This window comes from Allostigmatella hybrida, assembly GCF_020103775.1.
Classification (GTDB): domain Bacteria; phylum Myxococcota; class Myxococcia; order Myxococcales; family Myxococcaceae; genus Hyalangium; species Hyalangium aurantiaca.
Window position 1 is genome coordinate 324,858 of sequence record NZ_JAHXBH010000004.1, and the last position, 12,786, is coordinate 337,643.

The following is a 12,786-nucleotide window of genomic DNA, read 5'->3' on the forward strand; positions in this document are numbered from 1 at the left end:
TTCCATGGCCGCCCCGGTCCTCCTCGTCCACGACGACATCTCCACCATCGCCACCGTCCGCCGGTTGCTCTCGCGAGAGGGGCATGAGGTCATCCTCGCCACCTCCGTGGCGGATGCGCTCATCGCGTACGGCCACCATCTGCCGGCCCTGTTGATTCTGGCGCCCGGGGTGGAGAGCGGCCGGGGGCACCTGGTGTTGGAGGAGCTGTCCCAGCACCCCGAGGGGCACCGGGCCCGGGTGCTGGTGCTCGGCGAGCCCATCCCGGGCCACAACACCCCGGTGACGCCCCTGCCGCTGGATGCGCAGGGCTTCCTGCAGCTCATCGGGGAGCTGGTGAGCCCGCCGGTGGAGGCGGATGCCTGGCACCTCCAGGAGCCGCGGGCCTTCGAGGAGGCCTACCGCGCGGAGGTGTCCGAGGAGCCCGAGCCCTGGCAGGCCTCGGCCCCCGCGGCGTGGGCGTCGGGCCCTCCGGCCGGGGCCCAGCCGTCCTTCGAGGGCTCCCCGGGGGGCGCCTTGCCGGAGGAGGACTTCTCGGGCGTGAGCCTGGAGCTGGCGGCGGAGCCCCCCGTGCTCGCCACCCCGGCGGATGCCTTCGCGATGGACCCGATGGCGCTGGGGCTGGAGTCGGCTCCCGCCACGCTCGAGGCGCCTCCGGGCGGGTTGGACTCCCTGTTCTCCGGGGCGGAGGAGATCCTCGTTCAGGATCCGGTGGCTTCGGCGGCCCCCGTCCCGGCGGAGCCCTCTCCCGTGCTGGTGGAGGGCGTGGGCGCGGGGGGCCTTCTGGAAGAGGAAGAGCTGCGGCTCATGGAGGAGGAGGTCCACCGCGAGGCCGCTGCGCGGAGGCGCCGGAAGCGGGAGAAGGCTCCGGCGGCCCCCCCTGCTTCCGTGGAGGCCCTGCGGGCGGAGGTGAATCACCTGGGGCAGGCCGAAGCGGATGCGGCGCTCGCGCGCAAGCAAGGAGGTGCGCCCGCCGGGGCCCCTCCTTCCGCGGAGTCCGTGGGCACGGCCTCGCGGCTCTGGGAAGCGGACTTTTTCGATGTCGCCGCCCCCGTGGACGAGGACGCCGCGCCGCCCGCCGGGCCGCTCTCGCTCGAACCCGAACCTCAGGCCCCTCCCAGCGAAGACACCGACCTGGAAGAGGCCTTGAAGGCCGGAGGCATGGCGCCTGCCACCCCGGGCCGTCCGCAGACGGAGCGGACGGCGCAGTGGGCGCAATTCGCCCCCCCGCCGGAGGAGTCCTCTGAGGAGGACGGGATGGCGCAGACGGCGCAATGGGCGCGGTTCGCTTCCAAGCCCGGGTCTTCGCTGCGGGAGCGGATGGAGCAGACGGCGCAGTGGGCGCGGTTCTCCTCCGAGGACGAGGCCTCCGAGGCTCCGTCGGGGCCGCTGGAGTGGGTGGCGCCGGGCACGTCTCCGGCGGAGCCCTCGGTGTCGGAAGAGCTTTCCACCCAGCAACTGGAGGAGCTGCCCGAGGATGCGCTGCCGCCCCCGGTCGCCGATGATCTGCCGGTGGCCTCGGGCCAGGAGACCGAGGGGCTCCTGCAGGAACTGGAGGTCGCGCTGCGCGAGGCGGATCAGTCGCGCGAGCAGATCCAGGCCTCCCGGGCCGAGCTGGAGCAGGAGGCCGCGCGGCGCCAGAAGGCCGAGCAGGAGGCGGGCGAAGAGCGGCTGCGCGCCGAGGTGCTGCGCAAGGAGCTCGAGGCGGCGCAAGCGAAGGAGGAGGAGCAGCGGCTCTCGCAGGAGCTGGAGTCGCGGGACCTGAAGGCGAAGATTGCCTCGCTGAGCCGCGAGCGTGACCACGAGCACCAACTGCGCATCGAGGCCGAGCGCTGGGTGATGGAGTTCCGGGGCCGCGAGGCCGCGAACGCGAAGGTGCGCGCCGAGGAGGAGAAGCGCCGCCGGGCGATGGAGGCCGAGGCCGAAGCGGCGCGGGCCAAGGAAACCCGCTTCCAGGAGCAGGAGGCGGAGCTGTCGCGGCTGCGCGAACAGACCGCGGCGCTGCAGCGGGAGACGGCGGAGCTGAACCTCCGGCTGACGCAGTCCGAGGAGCGTTTCCAGGACGAGGGGCGCAAGCGCCGGGAGGCGGAGGCGCAGGCGGAGATTTCCTCGCACTCGCGCGTGGACGCGGAGGGGCGGGCGGAGGCGGAGGCGCACCGGCGGGCCGAGGCCGAAGCGCGGGCGAGCGAGGCGGCCCAGGCCCAGACGGAAGCGGAGTCGCGTGCCGCCGCGGCCCGGACCGAACTCGAGGCGCGGGTGGGCAAGGAGGAACTGGCCCGGTTCGATGCCCAGGTCCGGGCGGATTCCGAGGCCCTGGCGCGGACCCAGGCGGAAGCCCGGGCGGCCGACGAGCTCCAGAAGCGGGCCGAGCTGGAGTCCCGGCTTCAGAAGGAGGCGAAGGCCCGGGCAACGACTGAGGCACGGGTGACCGCGGCGGTTCAGGCCCGCACGGAGGCGGAGGAACGGGCCGAAGCGGAAGCGCTGGGACGGAGCAGGGCGGAAGCCCGGGCGGAGGCGGAAGCCCGGGCCCGGCTCGACGCGGAGACGCGGGCGGAGGCGGAAGCCCAGGCCCGAATGGAGCTGGAGGCCCGCGTCGAGGCGGAAGCGCGGGCGCGGGCCGAGGCCGAGGCGCGGGCGGAGGCGGAGGCGCACGCCCGCCTCGAGGCGGAAGATCGGGCGGAGACCGAAGCGCGGGCGCGGGCCGAGGCGGAAGCGCGGGCGGAGGCGGAAGCCCGGACGCGAGCAGAGGTCGAGGCGCTTGCGGAAGCGGAAGGACAGGCCCGGGTCGAAGCCCAGGCTCAGGAGAAGGCCGAGGCGCTGACCCGGAAAGAGGTGGAGACGCGCGCGGAAGCCGAAGCGCAGGCCCGGAAGGAGGCCGAGGCGCGGGCCGAGGCCGAGGCGCAGGCCCGGCGAGAGGCGGAAGCGCGCGCGGAAGCCGAGGCGCAGGCCCGGCAGCAGGCCGAGGCGCAAGCGCGTGCGGAGGCCGAAGCGCGTGCGGAGCAGGAGGCCCGCGCCCGGCAGGAGGCGGAAGCCCGCCTGGAGGCACAGGCGCAAGGCCACGCCGAGACGGAGAAGAAGCTCCAGCAGGCAGCGCGCGCCTTCAGCCAGGCGGAAGCCAAGCTGCGGGCCGCGGTCCAGGAGCTGGGAACGCTCCGCACCCGCCTGGAGGCCGAGGAGCAACTGCGCGGCGATGCGGAGGCGCAGGCCCGGCAGGAGCGGGAAGAGCGCATCGCCCGCGAGGCCCAGCTCCAGGCGGAGCTTCAGATTCGCGCCGAGGTGGAAGCCCAGGCCCGGGACGCCGTGGAGCGCCTGCGCGCGGAGTCGGGAACCGAGTCCTCCCGCCTCTCCGGCGAAATGGCCCAGCTGACCGAGGAGCTGCGGCGCTGGAAGGAACAGGCCCACGCGGCGGAGGCGGCGGCGCAGCGCGAGCTGCAAGCAGCGGCCGGGCGGGAGCGGCAGCTGCAAGAGACCCTCACCCAGCTCCAGGAGGAAGCCGCGCGGGCGCGGGCGGAGGCCGGGCGGCTGGCCCAGCAGTTGGAGCAGCTCCGCGAGGACAGGGCGCGGCTGGAGGCGGAGACCGCCGAGCGTCTGGCCGCCGCCGAGCGGACCCGCCAGGAGACGGAGGACGCCGTGCGCCGGGAGGTGGAGTCCGTCGCGAAGGCCCGGGCCGAGACCGAGGCGCTGGCGAGCCGGATGCAATCCACGGCGCTCCGGCTCGAAGCGCCCGGACAGCCCGAGCGGGCCATTCCCCGCAGCGGCAGCGTGACGCAGGAGGGCCTCGTCCACCTGCTCCTGTGGCTCTGCGAGGCGGGATCCACGGTGCGCCTGGAGCTCAAGGTCCAGGACGCGCTGCGCGTGCTCTGGCTGCGCGAGGGGAGCCTCGTGGGCGCGGTCTCCTCCGGGGCGGGAGAATCGCTCATCGACCGGGCCCGCCGGGACGGGCTCATCGACGCGCGCCAGGAGAACGAGCTGCGGCTGGTGCGGGGCGCCTCCACGGGGGCGCTGCTCGACAGCCTGCGTGGCCGGGGTTACCTCCGGGAGTCCGAGGCCGTGCCGCTGGTGCAGCGCTACACGGAGCAGATCTTCCTGGAGGCCTTCGCCGAGCCCGCGTCGAGCTACCGGCTCGCCGATGAGCCGCCGCCGCCCGAGGTGGCACTCGCCGCCGCCACGCGGCCCCCGGCTCACCTGCTGGCGGAGGCCCTGCGCAACTCCCTCTCCTCGGAGTCCCTGGTGGAGGAGGCCGGAGGGCTGCGGGCCCTCGTCACCCGGGGCGACGCGCGCCAGGAGCCCGAGTTTTTCGGGCTCTCCGCCCGGGAGCTGCGGCTGCTCTCGGAGGTGAATGGCGAGCAGACCCTGGAGGAACTGCTCCTGGGCGGGGGGATGTCGCAGGAGGCGGCCCTGAAGACCTTCGCCATGGCGCGGATGTTGGGGCTCGTGGCGCTGCGGCCCTCGAGCCCGTCCTCGGCGGTGCCCGCCGCCCCGGAGCTGGACATCCGCCGGCTGGAGGCCAAGTTCGAGGAGATTCAAGACGCGGACTACTTCACGGTGCTGGGCCTGTCCCGCACTGCGGGCGGCGAGGACGTGAAGCGCGCCTATGACCGGCTGTCCACGGAGTTTCACCCGCTGCGGTTCGCCGGGCACCCGGATGTCTCGCTCCAGTTCCGGGCCAAGCAGATCCGCGATGTGCTGGCCGAGGCGGTGCGCGCGCTCGCCGATGACAAGCTCCGGGCGGACTATGCCCGCCACCTGATGGACTGAGGCCCATGCCCTTCGCGCCCGAGCCGTTCTCGCTGCGGAATCTGCCGAATGAGCCCGAGGTCCTCATCGAGTCGCCGCGCTGGTCGGTCGTGAAGCGGCGGGTGGACGGGAGCGTCGACTTCATCTCGCCCTTGCCGTGCCCCTACAACTACGGCTGCATCCCCAGCCTGCTCTCGGACGATGGCGACCCGCTGGATGCCGTCGTCCTGGGGCCACGCCTGGCGCGGGGCCAGCGGCTGGTGGTCCGCCGGGTGGGGGTGGTGGACTTCCTCGACGCGGGCCGGGGGGACCCCAAGGTCATCTGCTCCTCGGGCCCCTTCAGGCCGAGGGACCGGGCGGGGGTGGAGCTGTTCTTCCACACCTATGCCCGCTTCAAGCGGGCCCTCTACCGGGCGCGGGGTCAGCTACCGGATACTCGCTTCCGGGGGTGGCTCCTGGAACCGGCCAGGGAGGCGTAGAGCGGGGGAGGATGCGGCCCCGGGTTGCCCGCTCCCTTCAGGAGGGTTAAGAAAAATCCATGGTTCGCGAGATTCTGATCTGGCCGCATCCCGTTCTGAAGCAGAAGGCCCAGCCGGTCGCCAAGGTGGACGACGCCGTCCGGGCCCTGGTGAAGGACATGTTCGAGACGATGTACGCCGCCGACGGTGTGGGCCTCGCGGCGCCGCAGGTGGGTATCCTCCAGCGCATCATCGTCCTGGACACCACGCCCCGGCAGCCGGACTCCAAGCCGCTGGCGATGATCAACCCGGAGATCATCGGCATGGAGGGCTCCACCACGTACACGGAGGGCTGCCTGTCCATCCCCGGCGAGGCCGAGGACGTGGACCGCGCCGCCACCGTCACCGTGAAGTTCCTGGACGTGGAAGGCCAGGAGCGGACGCTCACCTGCGATGATCTGCTGGCCATCGCGGTGCAGCACGAGACGGACCACCTGGATGGCACCGTCTTCGTGGACCACGTCTCCTCGCTCAAGCGGGAGATCATCCGCAAGCGGATGAAGCGCCTCAAGTCCGAGCGCGAGACGCGCCCGCAGGCTTAGCCTTCGCCACCCCCCGCTTCGGGCACAGCCCGGCCACGGTGCAGCGCTCGCACGCTGGAGCGCGCGCGAAGCACGTGCGCCGGCCGTGCCAGACGAGGAGCTGATGGCCCATCATCCACCGCTCGGAGGGGAGCAGGGCTTGCAGGTCCAGCTCCACCTTGTCCGGGTGCGCGTGCTGGGTGAAGCCCAGCCGGTTCGCCAGCCGCTTCACGTGGGTGTCCACCGGAAAGGCCGTGTCCCCGCCCAGGTGGATGCACACCACCCCCGCCGTCTTCCGGCCCACGCCGGGCAGCTGCTCCAGCGCCTGCCGGGAGTGCGGCACCTCCGCGCCGTGCTCGCGCACCAGCGCCTGGGCCGCCAGGACGATGTTCTTCGCCTTGGCACGGTACAGGCCACACGTCTGGATGTAGGGCTCGACGTCCTGGGGCTGCGCCCCGGCATAGGCCCGCGCGTCGGGGAAGCGCTGGAAGAGGGCAGGGGTGACGAGGTTCACCCGCTTGTCCGTACACTGGGCGGACAGGATGACGGCCACCAGCAACTCCAACGGGGTGCGGTAGTCCAACTCGATGCGCGCCTCGGGCATCTCGTGTTCCAGCAGGTCCAGCACCTTCGCCGCGCGCTGCCGCCTCGCCTCTGTCGATTCACGTCCCACGCGGCCTTGTATGGCATAAACGCCCTCGTCCCAGAAGAGGGCTCCCACCCATCAGGTAGGTAGAAAACCATGAAACCGATCGACTTTCGCTCCGACACCGTGACTCGGCCGACGGCGGGCATGCGCCGCGCCATGCTCGACGCCGAGGTGGGGGATGACGTCTACGGCGAGGACCCCACGGTGAACCGGCTCGAGGAGCAGGTGGCCGGGCGGCTGGGCTTGGAGGCGGCCATGTTCGTCCCCTCGGGCACCCAGTCCAACCAGATCGCCATGGGGCTGCACTGCCGGCCGGGAGACGAGGTCATCACCGAGGCAGGCAGCCACATCCTCCAGTACGAGGGCGGCGCGGTGTCCGCGCTGTGGGGCATCCAGCCCCAGCCCCTGCCCAGCGAGGACGGCTTGCTGTCCCCGGAGCAGGTGACGGCGGCGGTTCGCCCGGAGGGCATCCACGCGCCCCGCTCGCGGCTGCTGTCGCTGGAGAACACCCACAACCGGGCCGGTGGGACGGTGTGGCCCCTGGAGCGCTTCCAGGCGGTGGTGGAGGCGGGCCGCCGCGCGGGCCTGGCCGTGCACCTGGACGGGGCGCGCCTGTTCAACGCGGAGGTGGCCGCGGGCACCCCGGCGTCCGCCTGGGCGAAGCTGACGGACACCACCTCCGTGTGCTTCTCCAAGGGGCTGGGCGCCCCGGTGGGCTCGGCGCTGGTGGGCTCGGCGGCGCTCATCCAGGAAGCCCGGCGGCTGCGCAAGCGGCTGGGCGGGGGCATGCGGCAGGCAGGCATCCTGGCCGCCGCGGCCCTGTACGCGCTGGAGCACCAGGTGAAGCGGCTCGCGGAGGACCATGCCCACACGCGCCGTCTGGCGTCGGGGCTGGCGGAGCTGCCGGGCGTGAAGGTGAACCTGGCCCGGGTGGAGACCAACATCCTGCTGGTGGAGTTCGCCCGGCCCTCCGGGGAGATGGTGTCGCGGCTGGCGGCGCAGGGGCTCCTCGTCAACGCCACGGGGCCGCACACCGTGCGGCTGGTGTGCCACCTGGATGTGTCGTCCGCCGACATCGACGAGGCGCTCTCCCGCTTCCGCCGGACCCTGGAATCGTGAGGCTGGGGAGGCCGTGGTAGGCTCGGCGGGTCTTGTCCCGCCTTGCCACCCTCGCCGCCCTTGTGTGTCTTGCCCTGTCCGCCTGCGCCACCCAGCGCGCGGACAAGGTCAGCTTTGAAGAGGCCTTTGGCTCCGCCTCGCCGCCCGCTCCGGAAGAGGACTTCTCCCTGCCTGTGCCCGTGCGCAGGCCCAAGCGGGTGCTCGCGGCGCCCGGCGCGGAGCTGCCCTCCGCGCGCAAGTCCCAGGAGCTGGAGGCCGCGCTGGCCTTCTTCGTCAACCAGTCCCGGGCGTACCGCACCCAGGTGGAGCGCGGCAGTCCGATGACGGCCTCCCAGGTGAACAACTGGCAGCAGATCGCCGCCGCGCTCGATGCGTTCCTCGAACGGCCCGCGGCGAAGACGTCCTCCCTGGACATCGTCCGGGCCCGGGTGACGCTGGAGGCGGAGCTGGAAGAGGATGCGCGCGCCTACGGGGACATCCCGCCGGAGCTCGCCGAGGCGGTGATGGGCCGGGTGTCGCTGCTCGCCGTGCGCATGACGGAGGTGCGGGGGCTGCTGGTGAAATCCACGCGTCAGGCACCGCGCCTCGCCTGGCCCATTTACCCCGTCTCCGTGACGAGCCACTTCGGCGAGCGCGTCCACCCCATCAAGGGAGAGGTGAGGGACCACCTGGGCGTGGACCTCGCGGCCCGGCGGGGGCAGGGCATCGCCGCCGCGGCGCCGGGCGTGGTGCTACGGGCCGGCTGGAATGGCGCCCACGGCTACCAGGTGGAGGTGCAGCACGCGGAGCGCGTCGTCACCCGCTACAGCCACCTGTCGCGCGTGCTGGTGGAGCCCGGCGAAATCCTGGAGCGGGGCGACGTGCTGGGGCTCGCGGGGGACACGGGGCTGGCCACCGGCGTGCACCTGCACTTCGAGCTGTGGGAGGACGGGCAGCCGATGGACCCGCTCGACGGGCTCGGCTCCTCCGACGAGGCCGTGGCGGGGGGCATCCCCGTCTCCCAGCGCTAGAAACACGAAGGGCGCCGTCCAGAGAGGACGACGCCCAGGGTAAACCGCCGCCCAACCCTACAGGGAGTTCTTCAGCTCCTTGGCGGGACGGAAGCCGATGGTCTTCGAGGCCTTCAGCTTCATCATCTCGTTGGTCTGCGGGTTGCGGATCTTCCGCGCTTTGCGCGAACGCACCGACCAGGTCCCGAAGCCGGGGTAGCTGAAGCGCGCGTCCCGCTTTACCGCCTTGCCGATGTTGCTGAAGACGATGTCGAGGATCTCCGCCGCCGACTTCTTCGTCAGCCGCGACTGCGCTGCCACCACCTCCACGAGCTCTGCCTTGGTCATTCGCCCCTCCGTCCGGGGTTGTCTGGCGTTGAATCGGAAACCCGTGGCGGTGGTAACAAATCGCTCTTTTCCCTGTCAATGATGGAGCAGCGCCCGGGCCGGAAAATCGGTCCCCGAGAAATGTTGACGGATGAAACACACGGCTTACAGAAGGAATGCGCGTGAAAGGACTTCCACTCGCTTACCCAGTCCGGTTCTGCATTTGAGAGGGATTGTGATCGATTGGAGAGGAATTCCTTTGTTGTTTCGATCACTTGCATGCGGATTCTGATCGCGGCGGCCCCGTGAGGATAGAATGGCGAACCCGATGAGCCCGCGCCTCCCCGTCCTCGCGCTGCTGTGCCTGGTGGCCTGCCGGGCCCCCACCCCCGCCGCGCCTCCTCAGGCCCTCCCGGCCCCGGTGTCCGGGGTGTGGGTGAATGCCGCACAGAGGGGGGCGGGGGATGGCTCCCGGGCGAGGCCCTTCCAGACGCTCGCCGAGGCACTGGCCGTGCGGCCCTTGCCTACCGTGTACGTCGCGTCCGGCGTGTACGCGGGGCCGGTCCTGCTGCCCCCGGGGGGACACCTCGTGGGGGAGGGGCCGGGCACGGTGCTGCGGGGGGCGGGGGGCGGGCCGGTGGTGAGCGCCCCGGGCGGGGGGACGGTGGCGCGGATGACGCTCCAGGGGGGCGCCTGGGGCGTGGAGGCCCTGGCCGGACTTCGGGTGGAGGAGGTGGCCTTCCAGGGGCAGCAGGAGGGCGCGGTCTGGCTGCGGGCCGGCTTGCTCGGGGTGCAGGGGGCACGGTTCGAGGCGGGCGGCGCGGAGGCGGTGGGCCTTGCCGTGGAGGGCGCCTCCGTTGCGGAGGTGCGGGGCAGTGCCTTCACCGGGGCCTGGCAGCGCGGCGTGCACGTCCGGGAAGGCGGGACGGTGGTGCTGGAGGATGTTCGCTTCGCCGGTGCGAAGGTGGCGCTGGACCAGGAGGGAGGCCAGGGCCGGCTTCACCGGGTGACGGTGGAGGGGGGCAAGGGGCCCGGCCTGCTGGTGCGGGGCGGCGCCCTCGTCATCTCCGAGGTGAAGGTGGCCGGCCACGAGTATGGCCTGGCCACCTATGGCGCCGCGCTCGAGGTCCGTGGCTTCACCTCAGTGCGCGCGCAGCGGGCGGGGCTGGGGCTGACGCGGAGCACGGGGAGCCTTCAGGACATCCAGGTGCGCGAGAGCGGGAGCTTCGGTGGGGTGCAGCTCGTGGACTCGGACCTGACGCTTCAGGGCTTCCAGGTGGAGAACGTGGACGCCTATGGCGTGGTGGCCGTCCGGGGGGCCCTGCGGGCCTCGAAGGGCCGCATCACCCGGGTGCGCTCGTCCGATGGCTTCTCGGGGGACGGGCTGCACCTGCGCGGGGGGAAGGCCGAGGTGGAGGGGCTGGAGGTCCGTGACGCGAAAGGCGTGGGCGTGCTGGTGGCGCAAGGCACGGTGGCCGGGGTGCGGGACGCTCGCTTCAATGGGTGCCAGCAGGCGGGCCTGCTGGTGGAGAGCCTGAGCGTCCTTCGGGCCACGGACATCGAAATCCATGACACGGAGGGCCCCGCGCTGGCGGTGCTGCGCGATGGGCAGCTCCAGGTGGAGAGGCTCGCCGCGAGCGGGCTGGCCGAGGGGCTCGTGGGGGCCGAGTGCGGTGGAACGTCCCGGGTGCGGCTCCAGGGCGTGCGGTCGGCGGATCTCCGCGGCATTGAGGCCCCGTGCGTCGAGCGCGAGGCCCCGGACGGAGGGCAAGCGCCCCCGCGCCCTCCCCGCTGAACGCGGGCCGTCTGGCCTCAGGCCGGAAGGGTGGCGGGCGCGGTCTGCTCGACGGGCGAGGGCAGGGGGGTGGCGTGGGCCTGCAACCACGTGCCGATGAGGGGGTACACCTCCAGCGGGGCGCCCGTGCCGAAGATGAGATCGCCGTGCCCGTAGTCCATCTTGTCCCCCCGGTCGCGGCCGAACACGTGGAGCGTGCGGTCGCTGCAGGTGAGCAGCTCGTACTGCTTGCGGATGTTCTCCGGGGTGGCCAGCCGGTCGCTGCTGCCCCCCATGATGAGCATGGGCTGGGTGAGGCGGGACAGGCCCGCGCGCCAGTCCACGGAGTGATCGTACGAGCGGAAGGTGTCGTGTTCGATCCAGTCCTTGAACTGGAGGAGCACCTTGCGGCTCATCGACGACATCATGTTGGCGTAGACCTGCCGCTGGATCGTGGGCGGCATGTGCTTCGTGTTCACGAGCAGGTCCGACAGGGGCAGGGTGACGTAGCCCAGGAAGGGGGCCATCGTGGCGCTCATCCATTCCTGCCGGAAGCGGGCGGGCCAGGCCGCGCGGACTCCAATTCCCACCAGGGCGCGCAGCAGCGGGCCGGACTGGAGGAAGACCGGGGCCCCCAGCGCCATCAGGCCCGCGAGCTTGGGTCCGTGAGTGCCCTGCGCCACCCCGTACCCCACCAATCCGCCCAGCGAGTGGCCCAGCCAGAAGGCCTTGGGGGCGCCCGTCTCGGCCAGGGCGAACTCCAGCAGCGCGGGGCCATCCTGGAGGATGTGGTCATCCACGGTGAAGTCCGTGTACCGCCGCCCGTGCGGGGGGCGCCGCGAGCCGGCCGTGCCGCGCCACTCCACGCTGAAGCAGTCGAAGCCCGCCTCCGCCAGGTAGTGGGCCACGGAGTAGGGCGGGGCGAAATCGAACGTGAATCGGTTGGCGGACAGTCCGTGGCACAAAAGGACGGGCTCCTGGAAGCGCCGCACCGGGGCCCGGCGGACATGGACGGCAATCTCCCAGCCATCCTGGCAGCGGACCCGCCGCAATTGTGGTGGTACTGTACGGGGACGGTACAACCGTCGGACGCCCAGGACCCACAGGACGTTGCCCAGGATGAGGAGCAGGACGATGACTGCTCCCCAGAGCGCCCAAACTTCCGGATGCATCCCAGTCCCTCCGTCGGAGCAATAAAAACTTGCTATGGTTCGTTCATCCCGCCGTGCACGGGAATCCGAAAAGCGAGGACACGATGAAGTTGCGGAAGTTGATGTTCGTACTGCCGAACCTCTTCACCGTTACCTCCATCTTTTGCGGCTTCTACGCCATCACCCTGTGCACGGGCGAGGCGACGCCCGTGCACCTCTATCAAGCCGCATTGGCGATCCTCTTCGCCATGTTCTTTGACGGGTGCGATGGGCGTGTTGCCCGGCTGACGAAGACGCAGAGCGACTTCGGGGTGCAGCTCGACAGCCTGGCAGACGTGGTCTCCTTCGGGGCCGCGCCTGCCCTGCTGGTGTACAAGTGGGCGCTCGCGCCGCTGGGCTTCCTGGGCCTGTTCATCTCCTTCACCTTCGCGGCCTGCGGCGCCCTGCGGCTGGCGCGCTTCAACGTGCTCGCCGCGCGCAACCCGCACGGCGGCGGGGGCAACTTCTTCGTGGGCCTGCCCATCCCGCTGGCGGCCGGCGGGCTTGTGTCCCTCATCATCGCGCACCACGCGGTCCGGGGCGGCGAGGTGAGCCCCTCGGTGCAGGGCCCCGTCGCGGCGGCGGTGCTGGCCCTGGCCCTGTTGATGGTCTCCACGGTGCGCTACCGCACCTTCAAGGACCTGCGCCTGTCCAAGAAGTCGGCGCTCGTGCTGATGCTCGTGGCGGTGGCCGGCTCCGTCATCGCCACCCGCGCGCACCCGGCGTATGTGCTGGTGGCCTTCTCCTCCGCGTACCTGGCCATGGGCCTGATCGAGTCCGCCTTCCTGGTGCGCCGCCGGTTCTCCGCGCGCAAGGTGGGGGCGGGCGCCGTGGGCGCCGCGGCCGTCGTGCTCGACGAGGAGGAGGACGAGGAGGACGAGGACGAGGAGGAGGGCAGCCCCGAGGGCCGGAACGGCTTCCTGTAAGCCGCCCCACGCGGGAGTTTGGATGCGGGGGCCGGGCG

Annotated in this window: 10 protein-coding genes; 7 read left to right on the forward strand and 3 right to left on the reverse strand. The window is 72.0% G+C overall.

The genetic code is table 11. From position 1 onward, the window contains the following. The first annotated feature begins 4 nt into the window (after positions 1-4). The 3 genes from KY661_RS37230 to def are packed head-to-tail and all read left to right on the forward strand — an operon-like array spanning position 5 to position 5,795. Positions 5-4,756, forward strand: coding sequence for a DUF4388 domain-containing protein (locus KY661_RS37230; RefSeq protein WP_263436865.1), 4,752 nt, complete (start codon positions 5-7; stop codon positions 4,754-4,756). 5 nt (positions 4,757-4,761) lie between these two features. Next, positions 4,762-5,214 carry an inorganic diphosphatase gene (locus KY661_RS10295; RefSeq protein ID WP_225410035.1) on the forward strand — a complete coding sequence of 151 codons (453 nt, stop codon included), beginning with the start codon at positions 4,762-4,764 and terminating at the stop codon, positions 5,212-5,214. A 59-nt stretch (positions 5,215-5,273) separates the two neighbouring features. Continuing rightward, on the forward strand, positions 5,274-5,795 hold the full coding sequence (def, locus tag KY661_RS10300) for a peptide deformylase (protein ID WP_075004573.1): 522 nt from the start codon (positions 5,274-5,276) through the stop codon (positions 5,793-5,795). Here the strand turns inward: def and nth are convergent. Next, positions 5,761-6,447: an endonuclease III gene (gene nth, locus KY661_RS10305; RefSeq protein ID WP_225410036.1), complete on the reverse strand. Its 687-nt coding sequence runs from the start codon at positions 6,445-6,447 to the stop codon at positions 5,761-5,763. The two genes, def and nth, sit on opposite strands and share 35 nt — an antisense overlap. Positions 6,448-6,516: 69 nt before the next feature. Here nth and ltaE point away from each other — a divergent pair, with 69 nt between their 5' ends. Together ltaE and KY661_RS10315 are read left to right on the forward strand one after the other, a co-directional pair. Further along, positions 6,517-7,542, forward strand: coding sequence for a low-specificity L-threonine aldolase (gene ltaE, locus KY661_RS10310; RefSeq protein ID WP_225410037.1), 1,026 nt, complete (start codon positions 6,517-6,519; stop codon positions 7,540-7,542). 32 nt (positions 7,543-7,574) lie between these two features. Then, positions 7,575-8,552: a M23 family metallopeptidase gene (locus KY661_RS10315; RefSeq protein WP_225410038.1), complete on the forward strand. Its 978-nt coding sequence runs from the start codon at positions 7,575-7,577 to the stop codon at positions 8,550-8,552. Positions 8,553-8,609: 57 nt separating this feature from the next. Here the strand turns inward: KY661_RS10315 and KY661_RS10320 are convergent, their stop codons facing one another. Next, a complete protein-coding gene (locus KY661_RS10320) occupies positions 8,610-8,879 on the reverse strand; it encodes an HU family DNA-binding protein (protein ID WP_002610473.1) in 270 nt (89 codons plus the stop codon). Between the two features lie 307 nt (positions 8,880-9,186). Here KY661_RS10320 and KY661_RS10325 point away from each other — a divergent pair, with 307 nt between their 5' ends. After that, positions 9,187-10,653 (forward strand): DUF1565 domain-containing protein, encoded by a 1,467-nt coding sequence (locus KY661_RS10325; RefSeq protein WP_225410039.1) that lies wholly within the window; start codon positions 9,187-9,189, stop codon positions 10,651-10,653. Positions 10,654-10,670: 17 nt separating this feature from the next. Here KY661_RS10325 and KY661_RS10330 read toward each other — a convergent pair whose 3' ends face one another. After that, entirely contained in the window at positions 10,671-11,804 is a 1,134-nt protein-coding gene (locus KY661_RS10330) for an alpha/beta fold hydrolase (protein WP_225410040.1), read from the reverse strand. Positions 11,805-11,887: 83 nt separating this feature from the next. Between KY661_RS10330 and pssA the strand changes: the two genes are divergently transcribed. Then, positions 11,888-12,748, forward strand: coding sequence for a CDP-diacylglycerol--serine O-phosphatidyltransferase (gene pssA / locus KY661_RS10335; protein WP_075004578.1), 861 nt, complete (start codon positions 11,888-11,890; stop codon positions 12,746-12,748). The last annotated feature ends 38 nt before the right edge of the window (positions 12,749-12,786 follow it).

Excerpts from the sequence above, each read along its gene's own strand:
- KY661_RS37230 (WP_263436865.1), top strand. The coding sequence starts at position 5 with ATGGCCGCCCCGGTCCTCCTCGTCCACGACGACATCTCCACCATCGCC.
- KY661_RS10295 (WP_225410035.1), top strand. The coding sequence starts at position 4,762 with ATGCCCTTCGCGCCCGAGCCGTTCTCGCTGCGGAATCTGCCGAATGAG.
- def (WP_075004573.1), top strand. The coding sequence starts at position 5,274 with ATGGTTCGCGAGATTCTGATCTGGCCGCATCCCGTTCTGAAGCAGAAG.
- ltaE (WP_225410037.1), top strand. The coding sequence starts at position 6,517 with ATGAAACCGATCGACTTTCGCTCCGACACCGTGACTCGGCCGACGGCG.
- KY661_RS10320 (WP_002610473.1), bottom strand. The coding sequence starts at position 8,879 with ATGACCAAGGCAGAGCTCGTGGAGGTGGTGGCAGCGCAGTCGCGGCTG.
- KY661_RS10325 (WP_225410039.1), top strand. The coding sequence starts at position 9,187 with ATGAGCCCGCGCCTCCCCGTCCTCGCGCTGCTGTGCCTGGTGGCCTGC.
- KY661_RS10330 (WP_225410040.1), bottom strand. The coding sequence starts at position 11,804 with ATGCATCCGGAAGTTTGGGCGCTCTGGGGAGCAGTCATCGTCCTGCTC.
- pssA (WP_075004578.1), top strand. The coding sequence starts at position 11,888 with ATGAAGTTGCGGAAGTTGATGTTCGTACTGCCGAACCTCTTCACCGTT.